The sequence below is a fragment of the Fusobacterium massiliense genome (assembly GCF_900095705.1).
GTDB classification, from domain to species: domain Bacteria; phylum Fusobacteriota; class Fusobacteriia; order Fusobacteriales; family Fusobacteriaceae; genus Fusobacterium; species Fusobacterium massiliense.
Genome location: NZ_LT608326.1, coordinates 141,091 through 157,343, shown reverse-complemented (window position 1 = coordinate 157,343; position 16,253 = coordinate 141,091). Strand labels below are relative to the sequence as shown.

17 protein-coding genes are annotated in these 16,253 nt (G+C 29.3%); 4 read left to right on the top strand and 13 right to left on the bottom strand.

What is annotated here, in order from left to right; translation table 11 throughout:
- Positions 1 to 37 precede the first annotated feature (37 nt).
- The 13 genes from BQ2505_RS03170 to gltX all read right to left on the bottom strand — a co-directional run bounded on the left by BQ2505_RS03170 (position 38) and on the right by gltX (position 11,401).
- On the bottom strand, positions 38 to 1,261 hold the full coding sequence (locus BQ2505_RS03170; protein ID WP_187367082.1) for an IS256 family transposase: 1,224 nt from the start codon (positions 1,259 to 1,261) through the stop codon (positions 38 to 40).
- A gap of 210 nt (positions 1,262 to 1,471) precedes the next feature.
- Complete coding sequence (locus BQ2505_RS03165; protein ID WP_202613309.1) at positions 1,472 to 2,101, bottom strand: DMP19 family protein; 630 nt, start codon at positions 2,099 to 2,101, stop codon at positions 1,472 to 1,474.
- Between the two features lie 25 nt (positions 2,102 to 2,126).
- Positions 2,127 to 2,681 (bottom strand): hypothetical protein, encoded by a 555-nt coding sequence (locus BQ2505_RS03160; protein ID WP_074016345.1) that lies wholly within the window; start codon positions 2,679 to 2,681, stop codon positions 2,127 to 2,129.
- Positions 2,682 to 2,902: 221 nt separating this feature from the next.
- On the bottom strand, positions 2,903 to 4,015 hold the full coding sequence (locus tag BQ2505_RS03155; RefSeq protein WP_074016344.1) for a tetratricopeptide repeat protein: 1,113 nt from the start codon (positions 4,013 to 4,015) through the stop codon (positions 2,903 to 2,905).
- Positions 4,016 to 4,087: 72 nt separating this feature from the next.
- Positions 4,088 to 4,732 carry a hypothetical protein gene (locus BQ2505_RS03150; protein ID WP_143403544.1) on the bottom strand — a complete coding sequence of 215 codons (645 nt, stop codon included), beginning with the start codon at positions 4,730 to 4,732 and terminating at the stop codon, positions 4,088 to 4,090.
- A 112-nt stretch (positions 4,733 to 4,844) separates the two neighbouring features.
- Positions 4,845 to 5,267 (bottom strand): recombinase family protein, encoded by a 423-nt coding sequence (locus tag BQ2505_RS03145; RefSeq protein WP_202613308.1) that lies wholly within the window; start codon positions 5,265 to 5,267, stop codon positions 4,845 to 4,847.
- Complete coding sequence (locus BQ2505_RS03140) at positions 5,254 to 5,928, bottom strand: DUF6678 family protein (RefSeq protein ID WP_074016343.1); 675 nt, start codon at positions 5,926 to 5,928, stop codon at positions 5,254 to 5,256. The genes BQ2505_RS03145 and BQ2505_RS03140 overlap by 14 nt, the downstream gene beginning before the upstream one ends.
- A 58-nt stretch (positions 5,929 to 5,986) precedes the next feature.
- Complete coding sequence (locus tag BQ2505_RS03135; RefSeq protein ID WP_074016342.1) at positions 5,987 to 6,271, bottom strand: DUF2695 domain-containing protein; 285 nt, start codon at positions 6,269 to 6,271, stop codon at positions 5,987 to 5,989.
- 16 nt (positions 6,272 to 6,287) lie between these two features.
- Positions 6,288 to 6,740 carry a hypothetical protein gene (locus BQ2505_RS03130; RefSeq protein WP_202613307.1) on the bottom strand — a complete coding sequence of 151 codons (453 nt, stop codon included), beginning with the start codon at positions 6,738 to 6,740 and terminating at the stop codon, positions 6,288 to 6,290.
- Positions 6,741 to 6,768: 28 nt separating this feature from the next.
- On the bottom strand, positions 6,769 to 7,812 hold the full coding sequence (locus BQ2505_RS03125) for a Fic family protein (RefSeq protein WP_074016341.1): 1,044 nt from the start codon (positions 7,810 to 7,812) through the stop codon (positions 6,769 to 6,771).
- Positions 7,813 to 8,141: 329 nt separating this feature from the next.
- Positions 8,142 to 9,380, bottom strand: a complete 1,239-nt coding sequence (locus BQ2505_RS03120) for a DUF695 domain-containing protein (protein WP_074016340.1) — start codon at positions 9,378 to 9,380, stop codon at positions 8,142 to 8,144.
- An 18-nt stretch (positions 9,381 to 9,398) separates the two neighbouring features.
- Positions 9,399 to 9,644 carry an immunity 17 family protein gene (locus BQ2505_RS03115; protein WP_074016339.1) on the bottom strand — a complete coding sequence of 82 codons (246 nt, stop codon included), beginning with the start codon at positions 9,642 to 9,644 and terminating at the stop codon, positions 9,399 to 9,401.
- A 215-nt stretch (positions 9,645 to 9,859) separates the two neighbouring features.
- The gene (gene gltX, locus BQ2505_RS03110) at positions 9,860 to 11,401 is read right to left on the bottom strand and encodes a glutamate--tRNA ligase (protein ID WP_074016338.1); all 1,542 of its coding nucleotides are present in this window, start codon (positions 11,399 to 11,401) and stop codon (positions 9,860 to 9,862) included.
- 206 nt (positions 11,402 to 11,607) lie between these two features.
- On the opposite strand from gltX, the gene thyA reads away from it, so the two are divergent.
- The 4 genes from thyA to BQ2505_RS03090 all read left to right on the top strand — a co-directional run bounded on the left by thyA (position 11,608) and on the right by BQ2505_RS03090 (position 16,216).
- Positions 11,608 to 12,435, top strand: coding sequence for a thymidylate synthase (thyA, locus tag BQ2505_RS03105; protein ID WP_074016337.1), 828 nt, complete (start codon positions 11,608 to 11,610; stop codon positions 12,433 to 12,435).
- Positions 12,435 to 12,938 carry a dihydrofolate reductase gene (locus BQ2505_RS03100; protein WP_074016336.1) on the top strand — a complete coding sequence of 168 codons (504 nt, stop codon included), beginning with the start codon at positions 12,435 to 12,437 and terminating at the stop codon, positions 12,936 to 12,938. Before thyA ends, BQ2505_RS03100 begins: the two co-directional genes overlap by 1 nt.
- Before the next feature lie 335 nt (positions 12,939 to 13,273).
- Positions 13,274 to 14,632: a Trk system potassium transporter TrkA gene (trkA, locus tag BQ2505_RS03095; RefSeq protein WP_074016335.1), complete on the top strand. Its 1,359-nt coding sequence runs from the start codon at positions 13,274 to 13,276 to the stop codon at positions 14,630 to 14,632.
- A gap of 228 nt (positions 14,633 to 14,860) precedes the next feature.
- The gene (locus tag BQ2505_RS03090; protein ID WP_074016334.1) at positions 14,861 to 16,216 is read left to right on the top strand and encodes a CCA tRNA nucleotidyltransferase; all 1,356 of its coding nucleotides are present in this window, start codon (positions 14,861 to 14,863) and stop codon (positions 16,214 to 16,216) included.
- The last annotated feature ends 37 nt before the right edge of the window (positions 16,217 to 16,253 follow it).

The window sequence follows — 16,253 nt, the reverse complement described above, 5'->3', positions numbered from 1 at the left end:
AAGATTAAGGTATTCAATTTTGAGTACCTTTTTCTTTTTATGCTCCAAATCTACCTTCATACATTATACTAAATTCTCCATATACTTTTCCCCAATTTCTTAATGGTTGACTCCATTTTTTTGTAGCTTCAAGTGTTGATAAGTAAAGTGCCTTTAATAGCGCTTTATCACTTGGATATACTGTTCTTTGACTATTTAATTTCTTGTAAGTACTATTCAAACTCTCTATTGCATTTGTGGTATATATTACTTTCCTTACTTCCAATGAAAACTTAAATATTGGTGTTAAAACATCCCAATTTTGATACCAGCTTGACATGGAATTTGGGTATTTTTCTTCCCATTTTTCACTAACTTTATCTAAATTCTCTAATGCTTGTGCTTCTGTTACTGCTAGGTATATACTTTTTAAATCAGAAGCAAATTCTTTCTTATCTTTGTATGACACATATTTTAAAGTATTTCTTACTTGATGGACTATACAACGTTGATATTCTGTTTGAGAAAAAGCAGTAGCAATCGCTTCTTTTATCCCTATTAATCCATCAGCGCAAATTACCATAATATCATTTATACCTCTATTTTTTAATGCATTTAAAACACCTAACCAATATTTACTATTTTCATTTTCTCCAATTTCTAAACTAAGTACTTCTTTCATTCCATCTTTTGTAATGCCTAGTACCACATAAGCAGCTATTTTTTTAATTCTATTATCTTCTCTGACAGAAAAATGAGTAGCATCAATAAAAATTACCGGATAAACCTTTTCTAAAGGTCTATTTTGCCAATCTTGAATATCTTGTAGTATTTTATCAGTTACATTAGAAATGAAGCTCTCAGAACATTCAAAACCATATATATCTTCAATTTGTTCAGATATTTGTCTAGTAGTTAAACCATGCGCATACATATTTATGATTTTTTGATCTATCTCAGAAATATTTTTCTGTCTCTTTTTAACAATTTGAGGTTCAAAAGTAGAATTTCTATCTTGAGGAACTTCAACTTGAAACTCACCAAAAGTAGAACGTACATTTTTCTTTTTCACACCATTACGATAATTAGTAGCATCAGAATGTTGATACTTTTCATATCCAATATGCTCATCCATCTCAGCTTTCATCATAGATTTGATAGTTCCTCCAAGAAGATCTTTAAGAGCTTCTTGAATATCTTCAGCAGTTTTAATATCATACTCTTCAATTAAAGTAGCAATAATATTCTTTTTCCCTTCTGTTAATGGTTTTACTTTGTAGATTTCTTTTTTTTCTTTCATAAAAATAGCCTCCTACGATATTTTATATTCTACCATAGAAGACTATAGTTTTAAATATTTACAGACTTTTTGTTACAGTCTCATAAAAAAAGAGAATTTTCAAATTTTTATTCTCAAAAATTCTCTTAATTATGCTAGGTCATAGTCTAAATTTTTTCATCAACACTATTTGACAAATAACCTTTTTCTTTTTTAACGCCGATTGTAAAAGCTCTCGTATTCTCCTTCAAATACAAACTTTTCAGGGTGAGATTTGATGTAGTTTAGTTCGTTTTCTTCACCTTCATAATCGTAAATGAAATCATCGGCTTCACCTAAAATATTAAAAAATTCCTCTCCGTATTTTTCTTCCAATATTTCTAGCATATGGTATCTTTTTTCTCTACCAAAAGATATTGTCCCACCACAATAGTCTACAACTTTTTGAAAATTATCTGCATATTCGTTCATCCCAAAATGTTTGAAACCTTTTATTGCGTCTTCCCAAACTATCCCTGTAGGATTATGTAAAAACTGGTAATGACCTCCATTACTTACTTCTGCAAAATACCAAGTAATGGCTAATAAATATCTTTGCTCTAAAGTGAAAGTCTGCGCTGATTGAATATACTCATCATATCCATCATAAATATTAATCGTTTCCCACATTGGCTCAACAACATCAAAATAAGAATTTTCATCTAAACTTTTAATATTTTCTATGGTAATCTTTGCGTATTTTAATTTCGTTTGTGTTTCACCCATTTCATTTGTCTCCTCTATATTTTCATTTTCTTGATTGATATATTCAAAATATTTCTCTGTTAAAATAGGAGGTTTCATATTTTACCTCTCGTAATTAATAAAATTATGCAAGTTCTAACTCACAGATAACTCTTTTGGTATCTAGTTCGTCTATAGCAGTAATTTTTATATAATCAAATCCATTCCTCTTCACTTCTTCAAAAGAAATTTTTTCTCCGTTAATAGTTTCTGTAAAGTCACCTTCATCAAATTCAAAATCTTCTTTCTCTTCATCAAAATCAATGCTATAGGCAAAATCTACTTCAATTTTAGAGTTTGGAATTTCTAATTTAGAAAGTGGACGATTTTTTATATCTTCTAAATTTATCTCATCACAAAACATAGGATTGTATCCATATTTAGCTTCATCATAGAGTAAAATTTCTTTTCCTGTATGTATGCATTTTGCTACTATCATGCAAGGATTGCTAATCTCATTTTTTTCATCATACATACCACAAATCATATGTTCTTCAAAAAGTGAACCATAAAAATAAATTTCATACAGTTCGTTGGTATCTCCACTTTCTAAGTTGTTGCAAATACTAATACTTGTAAATGTATCATCTAAATTTATTATATTGTAATTTTCTTCTTTAATATAAGTTGGTACTCTCATTTTATTTCCTCTCTTAATTATTATATCGTTATTAAATACGTCATCATTTCTACAGAATGTTTCAGATACCCAAAGCCTCATATGTTTCCTGAACTAGCCTCATGACTAAATCGTATATCTATCATAACTAATTGTGAAGTACTATTAGCCCTTTTGCCCTTATTATAACTTATTCATTTATCATAATTGTTGCAGCACCAACTTCAAATTTTTACAACATTTTATTTAAATTTATGTCTCACACAGTCTACCATGAAGCAAGAAAACTCTGGATACAGCTTAAGCCTCACTTTTGGTTTGAAAGTTAGAGATTTTACACGAGAAATCATTTCTTCGTATTCTCTTTTATCTTTTTCCAATTCCTCAATATATTTCTTCTTCTCTTCCTCGCTCACATAGTCATCATCAACTATAGCTTCTTTAATAGCATCCATTAAATAGAGTCTATTTTTTTCTTCAAGGACAAAAAATTTTGCTTTTTCATCCTTTAACCATAAAGCATAATAATAGTGTTCCCAGTCAGCTAGATAGTATTGACAAATAACTTCATCGCTATAGTAATGTAAGAATTTGTCGAATTCTTCAAGTACATAATAGGCATCAAAAATTTGCTCCGCAGAAATATCATCTGTTTTCAAATTGTGATTTTCATCTTCTCCTGACTTTACTTTTTCTAACCAAGATATTGCTTTATCTTTATTACCAAGATATACTTCGCAGTATGCAATGCTAAGCAATAGGCTCATTCTATCAGGATATTTTTTTAATAATTCTAAAAATATTTCTTTAGCTTTCTCATATTCTTTGAGTTCATATAAAGAGACTGCATGATTGAAGGAATATTCATAACTATCATCAATATTTTTAGCTTTTTTAAAATATTTTTGACTCAATATAAGCCATTCTTTATTTTCATTAGACTGGTACATACTAAAGTAATAAAGCCCCAATCCTGTATATGTTTCAACAAAAGGAGAATCTAAATCCTTTGCTTTTAGTAAATATTCTAATGTTTCTTCAGTATAATCATAGTTAAATGCAATATTGGTGTAAACTCTTGCTTTTTGAGCGTTATCTAAATAAATTTCAAATTCATTAAAAAAAGAATTTAAATATTTTATATACTCACCGCGTCTAAGCTCTAATTTTAAAGAAGCAAGCGTACATACTATATCAATATCTGAAGGATATTCTTTTTGTTTGGATAACAAGTAGCTTTCCATTTTTTTAAGGTATTCTGTTGATCTTTCATAGTCCTTTAAAAATGTCTCTTTATATCTATCCTCATATTCTTTTTTCTGCTTGTCCCAATATGCCTTTATTTCATTTATCAAAATCTGTACTCCTCATTAGTTAAAATTTAACAAACACTATTTCCACTTTTTATCCTGACCCTTCAGCATTAACTAAAAGTAAGATTCTATTGTATTTCCTTGTTGGTCTTTCATATCATGGATTTTATTTTTCAGAATATCAAAGTTGCACATTCCATCTCTAATATCATTATCCGCTCTGTAGCCATTAATCATCTCAGTCAGAGTTTTCCCTTTACTACCATTCTTTATAGTGGTATTTACTCTTTTTATCTTGTTTTCAAAAGGCTCATATGTTTTATACTTAATTACTTCGTCTTTAAAATCAAATAAAGGTGTATCCGGTTTAGCATCCCATAAAATAATCAACCACATTATCGCATGATAAAGCTGCTTTGCAGTTTCATTCCACTTTTCAGATTGTAAATTCCCACTCCCTCTATTGTCATATTCTTGTCTATTATTTACATGAGGATCAGCTACAAGAGGATTAAAAAGAGGTAACCCTTTGTGATTAATTAGTTCTAAAAAATCTCTTGCCGCACCCATACCACACTGAATAACTTCCTTCTTGCCATCAGTTTTTCGCTTAGCACTAAATACATAATATTCATCTTCAATAATTGCTCTTGCATCACTATATTTTTGTTGATTTGCTAACAGCTTAATATGTGCTTCAGGCTGAACTTCATAATCTCTAACAATTCTTTGTCTTGTTTTACTCCCTCTACAATCCATTTAGGTTCCCCTTTCCACTCGTTTTTGAACTATACTTTTTATTCTTTCCTCAAGATTTTCGATTTTCCCCCACTTCTACTTTACTACGCAGTTCCATTTCTAGTTGAACTGTTTAATTTGTTCTGCTTGAAATTATCCCATTCTTATCTTTTTTGTAGCTGAAACAGCCTCTATTATATAGTCCAGATATTTCATCCTCGGATCTGTATTTTAAACTCAAGCGTATATTTTCGTTTCTCCAGTCATTTTCTGCTTGTTCACATGCTTCAATTATGCTAATCAGGAATTCATCTTTAACAGTCTCTACATCTATCTTATCTTTCTCAAAGATAATTCTTGTCCTTACTACTCTTATTCTGCTAACAGCTTCTAAACTTTCTCTAGCATCACGTCCAAAGCGACTAAGACTTTTAGTTAGAACAATGTATATACTTGCTCTTTCACATTCTTTTATCATTCTATTAAATTCTGATATTATCGAGCCGGTCTTAGCAGATGCTACTTCAATAGTAGATAGTTTATCATCTATATCCAAAAATAGTAAAACATTTTTCAACATCATCATATTCATAAGGAATACTAAATCTATTAAGCATCGACTCTATTTCTGATTTTTTATCAGTAACACATGTCTTTGGCTCAATTAAACGTCCTTGACCAAGAACTTTCTCAATTTTACTTCTAATTTTAAACCATTCAACAATGCTCATATTCATATGAAAAAAATGTTCATCAGTATCAATCGTCCAATACACGCTAGGCGTTTCTTCATCAAAAAATGTTTTATATTGTATCGGGATGTCTCTCATGTTCTCCATGATGGAATCTATCAGTTCTTTCCATTTTGTGTTATTCATAAAGGAGGTTAGATTTCTTTTTTCAATAACCTGTTTAATTTTTTCTTTTTCAGTTTTTTTGTTGTTATATTTTCCATTTTCAATTTCATCTATAATGTGCTGCATAACAGATAACGCTCTATCATCTATTTTTTTATAAACATAAGATGGCGATATAAATTGTTTATCTCTTTGTACATAATACCAGCCGTAATGCACCCAACCAGTAACTATAAAATGGAAATCTCTCTTCCAACTTATATCGAAATAAATTCTATCTTCATCATTAGAAATACTGATTTTGATAACTCCACTTCTCGGATTTAGTTTTTCACATAAAATATTATGTATTGATTGCATCGATCACTATTTCTCCTTACAACTTCAAATTTACCTGTCTATTTCTAATACAAACATTTTATTCTTCAAACTTTTCCTCAACATTAAAAATCACTTCACAATCACAACCAGCACCATTTTCTCGCAAAAATTCTATAACCTTTTCAATATCCACATTTTTATCTTTCAAAAACTCATTTGTTAAAGAAAAATCGTGATTACACTCTACCGTTTCTGATTTATCATTTAGATAATCAAATAATTCATAAAATAATTTCTTTTCCATCGGTAAGTTCTCTTCAAATTCTTCCATTTGTTTGACTTGATATTCTTGTAACAATTTTCTCTTCTCAAATTTGTTCATGAGCTTTTCTCCTTTATTAAATTGTTTTTTTAAATCGTTTATTTTTTACGTTATACACCATATCTCCGCTATTCCAAAGATACATAATTGCTGTCACTGGTCTTTTTCCGTCTTCCCGAAGCCATCCTGTATATGTAGTTGTGTTGCCATAATAGCCTTCAATAATGATTTCAAATTCGGATTCTGTATATTCATCCATAAATTGTTGTAAACCAATAGACTTTCCATTGAAACGTCCTTCACCCAAGGTTTTGTTAAATATCAATACATCGCACAAGTCGATATCACATTTTTCAAAACATATTTCACCAGGGTATGATTTTCTTTCACCTTCCACAAATTCATATATTTTATTAACTTTTAACGTCAAAGTTTCATTGTGATATGTGATTTCTTTAACTCTACTATCATGAAGGCTGAAAAGGATGTTGCTACTTCTATCGTGTATAAAATTTATACTGTTCCTCATAATTTCACCTTAAAATCTAGTTATTTAGCTATTTTTTTACATAAAAGGTCGCTCTTCCTTTACCATGTCTTTCAATGTACGCTTCCTCAGTCAATTGCTTAAGCATATTTTCGATTGTAGCCTTCCCTACACTTGGAACTAATTCCATCATATCACTTTTTGTAAATTTACCTAATTTCCTATCAATTGCATTTCTAACAAGTTCAATTGTAGATACTTTTTCGTCTACATAATCAACTCTTTCTTCAAAATCAATATAAGCGGCTAATATCGTTCTAAGAATATATTTTATAAACGGTAAAGGATCTTCTTTGTTTTCATGCCAACCTATCCCACTTTTTTCTAAAGCTATATAATAACTGTCTTTATTTTTTTCTATTTTACTTTCTAAACTGATATATTTCCCAATTACATATCCTTGTCTGTATAGCAAGAGAGTTGTTAATAAACGACTCATCCTTCCATTCCCGTCATTGAAAGGATGAATACAAAGAAAATCATGGATAAAAATTGGAATTAAAAGCAACGAATCCACGTCTTTTTTGTCAAAAGCTATATTCAATTCATTACAAATCTGCTCAATTGCACCTGGTGTTTCATATGGGGATAATGGCTTAAAAATTTCGATAGCATTACCCTCTTTATCTTTTTCCACAATAGAATTCTGAGTATTTTTATATCTACCACCAATTCCTTTTTCACTATACTTAAATAGGTCTCTATGAAGCTGTAAAATATAGTTACTGTTGATTGGAATATATTCATAACTTTCATGAATCGTATTTAGTACATCTCTATACCCAAGAATTTCTTCTTCATCCCTATTTCTAGGAGTTGTTTTTTGATTCATTAACTCTTTTATTCTGACTGCTGTAGTAACAATTCCCTCTATTTTATTAGAATCCTCTACACTTTGAATTTTAGCAATCTCTACTAATTTATCTAAAGCAGCAGGTTTGCGTGTCAAAAAAAGTTCTTGTTTTCCTTTGTGCTCATGAATTTGTGAAAGAAGATTTATAATTTCACTATCCCACTTGCTTCTTGCTAGATTTTCATAACTAAAAAATCTCATTCGCCTACCTCCTTTTCGTTTCGCCTAATTATATCATATTTTTAGGTGATTATTTATTCTATATGAAAGTACAAATTTAAATAATAAAAATTAGTCTCTGACGTCCGTATTAGTTCGAAGTGCCTATGTTCATTGAGCTCGCAGAACTCATATGGCTGTCAAGAGACTTTATTTATACTTATCTGAGTTATAAAATAAAATGAGACAAAAATATCGTTATTTTCTATTAAAATTGTTTCATCAACCTTATTTAACAAAGAGCCTGTTGAAATCTATATTTTTAAAGGAGGTTTTCATCTCGCTCCTTTTGTCTAAAGTGCCATTTCACGCTACTTTACAATAGGGCATGCCCAGCCATCATATTCCCCGTCAAATTCTTTTGCCAAATCCATAAGATACCAGACAGTTTCGTCAATATCTTCAAAATCATCTTCTCTGCCTATGACAAGTTCATATGGATATTCCTTATCTATATCCTCATTGTTGCTCAGATTTTCTGATGAAAGTTTTGTAAAACCGTCTTCCATTACTTTGGTTAAAAATGCTTCCCCATTTTCTTCTGTTGTAAAGAACAGGCAATGTTCGAGTACTCTTGGCACCATACTATCACCATTACTTTTAATATCCTCAATGAGCCATCTATTCATAATACTTTGGTATTCATATCTGTCAGGATACAGTGCATCAAAATACAGTTCCCAGTCCTTATCTTCAAATACTGCAAATGTATATACGTAATCAGGGAAGTTTTCTGCCATAATCTCAGAAATTTCATCGTAGTACCCCGACTCATCCTTAGCATAGGCAAAAATATGTACCCGTTCATCGCATTTCACAACGCCTGCTAAAATATCTCCATGTTGTTCAACAATCTCTTCTACAGCGTCTTCTATATCATATAAATATTTCCCTTCTTCTTTTGTGGGAAACCCGTTGTCATCAGCATTCTTATATAATATTTGTAATTCTAGTCTTTTAGGGTAGTTTGCAGTGAATTGAAAATCTGTAAGAGCTAAATTGGTTCGAATCACAGCTGGTAAGTCACAAGCAAATGCATTGCATAGATAAACGCACCAGTCTTCATCAATTTCAGCAGTTTCTTGATCTATTACTTTCTCAGTAGCCACATTTACTCTGTACTCTCTTTTTTCCACTTCTTCTTTACACTCTTTTACTACTTCCAATGCATCCTTATCCTCAGGATCTAACTCTGCCCAACGCAATGCATAAGGAATCGCTTTTTCTTCCTCATGAGTCAAGTATTGATAGCCATATGCCATACGCATATTCCATTCAGCTTTATCTTTCCCCTCTTCTCTAACTGAATTCAAAATATCTATAGATTTTAATAAAAATTTATCGCCAATAAAACTAGGTGTTCCTTTATCATCATTACCGACAATAGCGAAGTTTTGATAGGTACGAGCAAGCTGATACCATACTTCGTAATCCCGTTCTTCCATAGGGATGCTTTCCAATGCTGTCATACATTCCGTATATTTATCTTCATCTGTAAGCTTTTCTATATACGCAAAAAATTCTTTGCGATTTTCTGAATTCCATTTCATGTTACATTACCTCCACTTTTATCGTTTATCCAACATTAAAAACACAACACCACAAATCATAAGCAACAGTCCACATATACCTATGAAAACTCTGTAACCTTTCTCACCCCACACTTCAAAAATAAATGCGTGCCTTGCCTTATTTCCGCCTGTAGCCTGATACACCCATTTCCAATCTCTTATAGCACCGATTAAAAATAGTAACCCGGCTGCTATCAATACATACTGATAATGTGCTTTTAACCATTCAAATACTTCATCCATATCGTTTGTCTATTTCCTCCACCAAGATTTCTTTGTTTCCGCTTCATGAGCAATTTTCAATGTGTCTTGTTCTAGAAAAGCAAGACTTTTGCTTAATTTAAAAGGAAAGTATAAAATTAAATAATGAAAAATAGTCTCTGATGTCCGTATTAGTTCGAAGAGTCTATATTTATAGAACTCGTAAACTCATACGGCTGTCAAGAGACTTATTTCAATTATATTCCTATATTATATTTTGTAATAGTATCTTTAATTCTTTTTAAAGCTCTTTCTTTTCCGATAACATAAAGAACATTATATAAATCTGCCCCTTTAGATTCACCAGTTAATACTGCTCTAATAGGCATAAATACTTTTCCTGGTCCATCTTGTAAATCATCAAGTAGAGAGTGTAATAAATCTTTTGCTTCTTCAGAAGTAAATTCATTACTATTCCATTTTTCAAGTTTTTCTACAAATAGTTTTATTGATTTTAACCCAACCTCATCTTTTAACGAGTTTAGTAATCTTTCAACACTTTTTCTTTCTTTCTTATCCATATCTTCTCTTAATTCAGGAAGAGAAAACTCATCAACAAAGAAAAATTTAGAATTTTTTGCTAATTCTTTTAGAGTTTTTGCTCCTTCTCTTTCTATTTCAACTATTTTCTTCAAAGATTCAAATTCTTTATCACTAATATTTTCATCTTTTAAATATCCTTCTTGTACAAAGAAAGGAATAGTTAATTTTGTAAGTTCAGTTAAATCTTTCATTTTCATATGTTGATTATTTACCCAACCTAATTTTACAAGGTCAAATACTGGTCCACCTAAAGAAACTTTATCGATATTAAAATTATTTTTAAATTCTTCTAAGCTAAATATTTCTTGTCCATCACCATAAGAATATCCCATTAGTCCTAAGAAATTTATTAAACCTTCTTTTAAATATCCTTCTTCTTTATACCAAGTTAATGAAACTGGATTTTTTCTTTTTGAAATTTTACTTCTATCATCGTTTCTTAAAAGAGGCATATGTATAAATTCTGGAGCGTCCCAACCAAAGGCTTTGTAAAGTTGGATATGTTTTGGAGTTGAAGCTATCCATTCTTCTGCTCTTATAACATGAGTGATTCCCATTAAATGGTCATCAACTATATTTGCTAAGTGATAAGTAGGGAAACCATCTGCTTTTAATAAAACTTGGTCATCTATCTTACTATTTTCAAAAACTATATCTCCTCTTAGTCTATCATGGATTACAGTTTCTCCTTCATAAGGCATTTTTAATCTTATTACATATGGAACACCTGCAGCAATTTTTTCTTCTATTTCTTCTTTAGTTAAAGAACGACAATGTCCATCATATCCAGGAGGTAGTCCCATAGCTTTTTGTCTTTCTCTTAGATTTTCAAGTCTTTCTTGGTCACAGAAACAATAATATGCTCCACCTTTTTCAACTAATTCTTTTGCATATTTTCCATAAAGGTCAAATCTTTCAGATTGTCTGTATGGTCCATAATCTCCACCAACATCTGGACCTTCAGCATAATTTAAATCAAGCCATTTTAAAGAATCAAATATCATTTGTTCTGATCCGGCTGTATATCTAGTTCTATCCGTATCTTCTATTCTTAATATAAAGTCTCCATTATTTACATGAGCAAAAGCTATATTAAATAAAGCTATGTATGCTGTTCCTACATGTGGATCTCCTGTTGGAGATGGAGCTACTCTTGTTCTAACTCTTTTTTTATCACTACAATTACAAGTGCACATTTTTATCATCCCTTTTCATTTTTATTTGTCTAATTATTTTTATTTTAACATAAGTATTGAACTTTTCAAAAGATTTTTTTATTATTTCGTTAATATGGTATAATATAAATGAAATATTTATGAAAAATAGAGAAAGGAGGTAGGGGAAATTATAGAAAACTGTTACATTTTTATTTTAAACAGTTTATATAAAGAACCTCAAAAAAATGAAATCACAATTTGATATTATTTATAGAGATATAGTTAATACTATTGTTGAAAAAGGAATCTGGTCAGAAGGAAATGTTAGAACAAAATATGCTGACGGAACTCCAGCTCATTATAAAAGTTATATTGGGTATCAATTTAGATTGAATAACTCAACAGATGAAGCTCATTTAATAACATCAAGATTTGCTCCGAGTAAAGCACCAATCAGAGAAATTTATTGGATATGGTTGCTTCAATCTAACAATGTAGATGTTTTAAATAATTTAGGTTGTAAATTTTGGGACGAATGGAGAAAAGAAGATGGAACTATTGGGAAAGCCTATGGGTATCAAATAGCAAAAGAAACTTTTGGACAAAAATCTCAACTTGACTATGTAATAAATGAATTAAAAAATAATCCAAATAGTAGAAGAATTATGACTGAAATTTGGATACCTAATGAATTACATGAAATGGCTTTAACTCCTTGTGTCCATTTGACACAATGGTCTGTTATTAACGGCAAATTATACTTAGAAGTAAGACAAAGAAGTTGTGATGTTGCACTAGGACTTGTTGCAAATGTGTTTCAATATTCTGTGTTACATAAACTAGTAGCATTAGAATGTGGGCTTGAACCAGCTGAAATTATTTGGAATATTCATAATGTTCATATTTATGATAGACATTATGATAAATTAGTAAAACAAGTTAATTCAGAAACTTTTGAAGCACCTACTTTAAAAATAAATAATTTTACATCTATTTATAACTTTAAACCTGACGATATTGAAATTTTAAATTATCAATATGGAGAAAAAGTAAATTATGAGGTAGCAATTTAATGGAGAAAAAATATTATAAAAATTTAAAAATGATAGTTTGTGTTGGAGAAAATAATCTTATTGGAGATAGAAAACCAGATGAAAATGGGAACGGAATGCTTTGGCATATCAAAGAAGAACTTATGTATTTTAAAGAAAAGACAATAGGACACACTATATTATTTGGAGCAACTACTGCTAAATATGTTCCTGTAGAACTTATGAAAAAAAATAGAGAAGTTATTGTATTACATAGAAGTATGGATATTAATAAATTAATTGAAGACTTAACTCAAGAAAATAAAACTGTATTTGTGTGTGGAGGTTCATCTATATATGAGTATTTTTTAGATAATTTTATTATAGATGAAATCTATTTTTCTAAAATTAAATCTCATGTTGAAGTTCAGGAAGCTAAAGAGCCTCTTTTCTTCCCTAAATTAGACGATTATGGTTATAAAAGTATTTCTGAAAAAGAATTTGATGATTTTACAGCTTATGTATATTCAATAGAAAAATTTTAATTTATCAACCTTATTATAGCCCCTGATAGCCGTATGAGTTCTACGAGCTCAATAAACACAGGCTCTTCGAACTAATACGGACATCGGGGCTATCTTTTGGATAATTTAAAAATAAGTGAGTTATTTTTCCAGATTTTAGATTAAAAATCAAATAGAGTGAGCCGAACAAATCTTGGCGTGTCTGAGCTAACTTGTTAGCAAGTTAGCGAGTTTTGCCAAATTTGTAGCGAACTCTTGATTTTTAATCGTTAAAAAATCTGGTTATAACGAACTATTTTTAAATCAACAAATTAAAATTTAAAAGTTAAAAATAATAAATTAAGACAGGAGTTTCTATGAAAATTGTTATTATTGGAGCAGGAAAAGTAGGAGAGCTACTTTGCCAAGATTTGTCACTTGAAGGTAATGATATTATACTTGTTGAGAAAGAAGCTAAGACTCTTGAAAAAATTCTATCAAACAATGATATTATGGGATTTGTTGGAAATGGTACAAGTTATGATGTTCAAATGGAAGCAGGGGTACCCAAAGCTGATGTTTTTATATCTGTAACAGAAAAAGATGAAATTAATATTATAGCTTCTGTTATTGCAAAAAAATTAGGAGCTAAATATACTATAGCTAGGGTAAGAAGTATTGATTACTCTTCTCAAATATCTTTTATGACTGATTCTTTAGGAATAGATTTAGTCATAAACCCAGAGCTTGAAGCAGCAAAGGATATTAAAAAAAATATTGATTTCCCAGATGCATTGAATGTTGAAACATTTTTGGACGGAAAATTAAAATTGGTTGAGTTTAGCATAGAAGAAGATTCTATTTTAGAAAATGTATCTATATTAGATTTTAAGCAAAAATATTTTCCTAACTTATTGGTTTGTATTATTAAAAGAGGAGATGAAATTATTATTCCATCTGGAAATAATTTTATTAAACCGAATGATAGAATTTATGTAACTGGTAGTAATGAAGAAATACTAAAATTTCAAGATAAATTAGGGAAAAATAATAAGAAAATTAAATCTGCTTTTATTATCGGTGCGGGAATAATTTCTCATTATTTAGCAAAAGAACTTTTAAAGGATCATATTTCTGTAAAAATAGTAGAACAAAACTTACAAAAAGCAAATAGATTTAGTGAGGCTTTAGAAGGAGCCTCTGTTATAAATGGTGATGGTAGTAGTGAAGAAACTTTAAAAGAAGAAAATTTTAAAAATTATGACTCATGTATCTCTATTACAGGGATAGATGAGGTGAATATGTTTATATCTATTTATGCAAAAAAAATAGGAATTAAAAAGATAATTACAAAGCTTAATAAACTATCTTTAGTAAATATTTTAGGGGATAATAGTTTTCAATCTATTATTACTCCTAAAAAGATCATTGCTGATAATATAGTAAAAGTTATTCGTTCTTTGAGTGGAAAAAGAAAAAGTTTGATTGAGAATTTATATAGATTAGAAAATAACAGAGTTGAAGCTGTTGAATTTTTGATAAGAGGTAATAATAAAGTAAATAATATTCCTCTAAAAGATTTAAAAATAAAGAAAAACTTGATGATTGCTTATATAATCAGAGATGGACTTCCTATATTTCCTAAAGGGACAGATTGTATAAAAGAAGGGGATAGAGTTATAATAATAACTACAGAGATTTTTTTCGATGATATTAATAATATTGTAGTAGAGTAGAAGTATTAATAGAGCCTAAAAATTTTATTGGAATATAAGTGATAGAAAGTATAAATTTGAAAAGTAAAAATTAGTCTCTGTGACGTCCGTATTAGTTCGAAGAGCCTGTGTTCATTGAGCTCGTAGAACTCATACGGCTGTCAAGAGACTTTATTTGTTGAGATTAAAGTACTATTGTTAAGAACTTTATTTATTCTGGCTATAATTATGTAGAGAAGAGGGATTTTTATGCAAAAAATTTCTAAGGATAATTTTAATTTGGTTGAAATAAATATTCTAAATATTTTAAATAAATATGGAAAAGGATATGTTGTTGGTGGAGCTGTTCGAGACATTTTATTAGGGAAAAAACCTAAAGATGTGGACTTCACAACAAATTTATCTTATGAAACTTTAAAAAATCTATTTAAAGATTGTAATCCTAAGGAGATAGGGAAATCTTTTGGGGTATTAAAAATAATATGTGCTAATAAAGAATATGAAATTGCAAAGTTTAGAAAAGACTTATATATTGAAAAAAATGGACTAAAGTTACTTCCAGAGGGAGAAAAAATTGAGTTTTTAGATGATGTTGATGAAGACTTAATTCGGAGAGATTTTACAATAAATGCCATGGCATATAATTTAGAAAATGGGCTTATAGATCTATATAATGGTCAAAATGACATAGAAAATAAGATTATAAATTTTGTTGGTTTAGCTGAAGAAAGAATTATAGAAGACCCTTTACGTATATTAAGAGCTTTTAGATTTATGAGTACTTTAAATTTCTCGTTATCAAATGATACTATAAGTGCTATAAAGAACCAAAGAAATACGATAATTAGTTTACCTAAAGAAAGAATAAAAATTGAATTAGATAAGTTAATACTTGGGGAAAATATAAAAAATACTTTGTTTTTAATGAAAGAAACAGGGGTCTTAGAGTTGATTATTCCAGAATTAAAAATAACGTATTCCTATAATCAGTGTAATCCACATCATAGTTTTGATTTGTTTACACATATTGTTAATGTTGTAGAAAAAGTTCCGAATGATCTTGTTTTGAAATATACTGCTCTTTTGCATGATATAGCTAAACCGCTTGTTCAAACTTTTGATGATAAAGGAATTGCTCACTATAAAGGTCATGATACAGTAGGCTCAGAGAAAGCTAAGGAAATTTTAATGAGTTTAAAATTTCCTACAAAATTTATAAATATAGTTAGTGAGTTAATAAAATATCATACACAGTTATATAAGGATCTTACGGATAAAAAATTAAATAAGTTATTATCTATCTTAGGATATGAAAATATGAAAAGACTAATAGAGCATACTATTGCTGATAATGAATCTAAAAATATAGAAGTTGTAAAGGTTGAAAGCAATTTGTTTGACAGATTAGAGGAAGCTGTGAAAAAGAATATGGAAATATCTATTAATGATTTAGATATAGATGGATATGAGATTCAGAAATTAGGTTATCAAGGTAAAGAAATAGGAGAAATTAAAAATAAATTATTAGATTTAGTTTTGGAAGAAAAGCTTGAAAACAAAAAAAGATATTTGCTTGATTATATTTTAAAAAATAAACTTTTGTGATATAATGTAAAAAATTTAAAAATAATATTTCTAGAAT

Bases quoted from the DNA above. Each gene is read 5' to 3' on its own strand.
- BQ2505_RS03135 (WP_074016342.1), bottom strand. From the start codon at position 6,271: ATGAACAAATTTGAGAAGAGAAAATTGTTACAAGAATATCAAGTCAAA.
- BQ2505_RS03165 (WP_202613309.1), bottom strand. From the start codon at position 2,101: ATGAAACCTCCTATTTTAACAGAGAAATATTTTGAATATATCAATCAA.
- BQ2505_RS03140 (WP_074016343.1), bottom strand. From the start codon at position 5,928: ATGCAATCAATACATAATATTTTATGTGAAAAACTAAATCCGAGAAGT.
- BQ2505_RS03130 (WP_202613307.1), bottom strand. From the start codon at position 6,740: ATGAGGAACAGTATAAATTTTATACACGATAGAAGTAGCAACATCCTT.
- BQ2505_RS03160 (WP_074016345.1), bottom strand. From the start codon at position 2,681: ATGAGAGTACCAACTTATATTAAAGAAGAAAATTACAATATAATAAAT.
- BQ2505_RS03120 (WP_074016340.1), bottom strand. From the start codon at position 9,380: ATGAAATGGAATTCAGAAAATCGCAAAGAATTTTTTGCGTATATAGAA.
- trkA (WP_074016335.1), top strand. From the start codon at position 13,274: ATGAAAATTGTTATTATTGGAGCAGGAAAAGTAGGAGAGCTACTTTGC.
- BQ2505_RS03115 (WP_074016339.1), bottom strand. From the start codon at position 9,644: ATGGATGAAGTATTTGAATGGTTAAAAGCACATTATCAGTATGTATTG.
- gltX (WP_074016338.1), bottom strand. From the start codon at position 11,401: ATGTGCACTTGTAATTGTAGTGATAAAAAAAGAGTTAGAACAAGAGTA.
- thyA (WP_074016337.1), top strand. From the start codon at position 11,608: ATGAAATCACAATTTGATATTATTTATAGAGATATAGTTAATACTATT.
- BQ2505_RS03125 (WP_074016341.1), bottom strand. From the start codon at position 7,812: ATGAGATTTTTTAGTTATGAAAATCTAGCAAGAAGCAAGTGGGATAGT.
- BQ2505_RS03090 (WP_074016334.1), top strand. From the start codon at position 14,861: ATGCAAAAAATTTCTAAGGATAATTTTAATTTGGTTGAAATAAATATT.
- BQ2505_RS03100 (WP_074016336.1), top strand. From the start codon at position 12,435: ATGGAGAAAAAATATTATAAAAATTTAAAAATGATAGTTTGTGTTGGA.
- BQ2505_RS03150 (WP_143403544.1), bottom strand. From the start codon at position 4,732: ATGGATTGTAGAGGGAGTAAAACAAGACAAAGAATTGTTAGAGATTAT.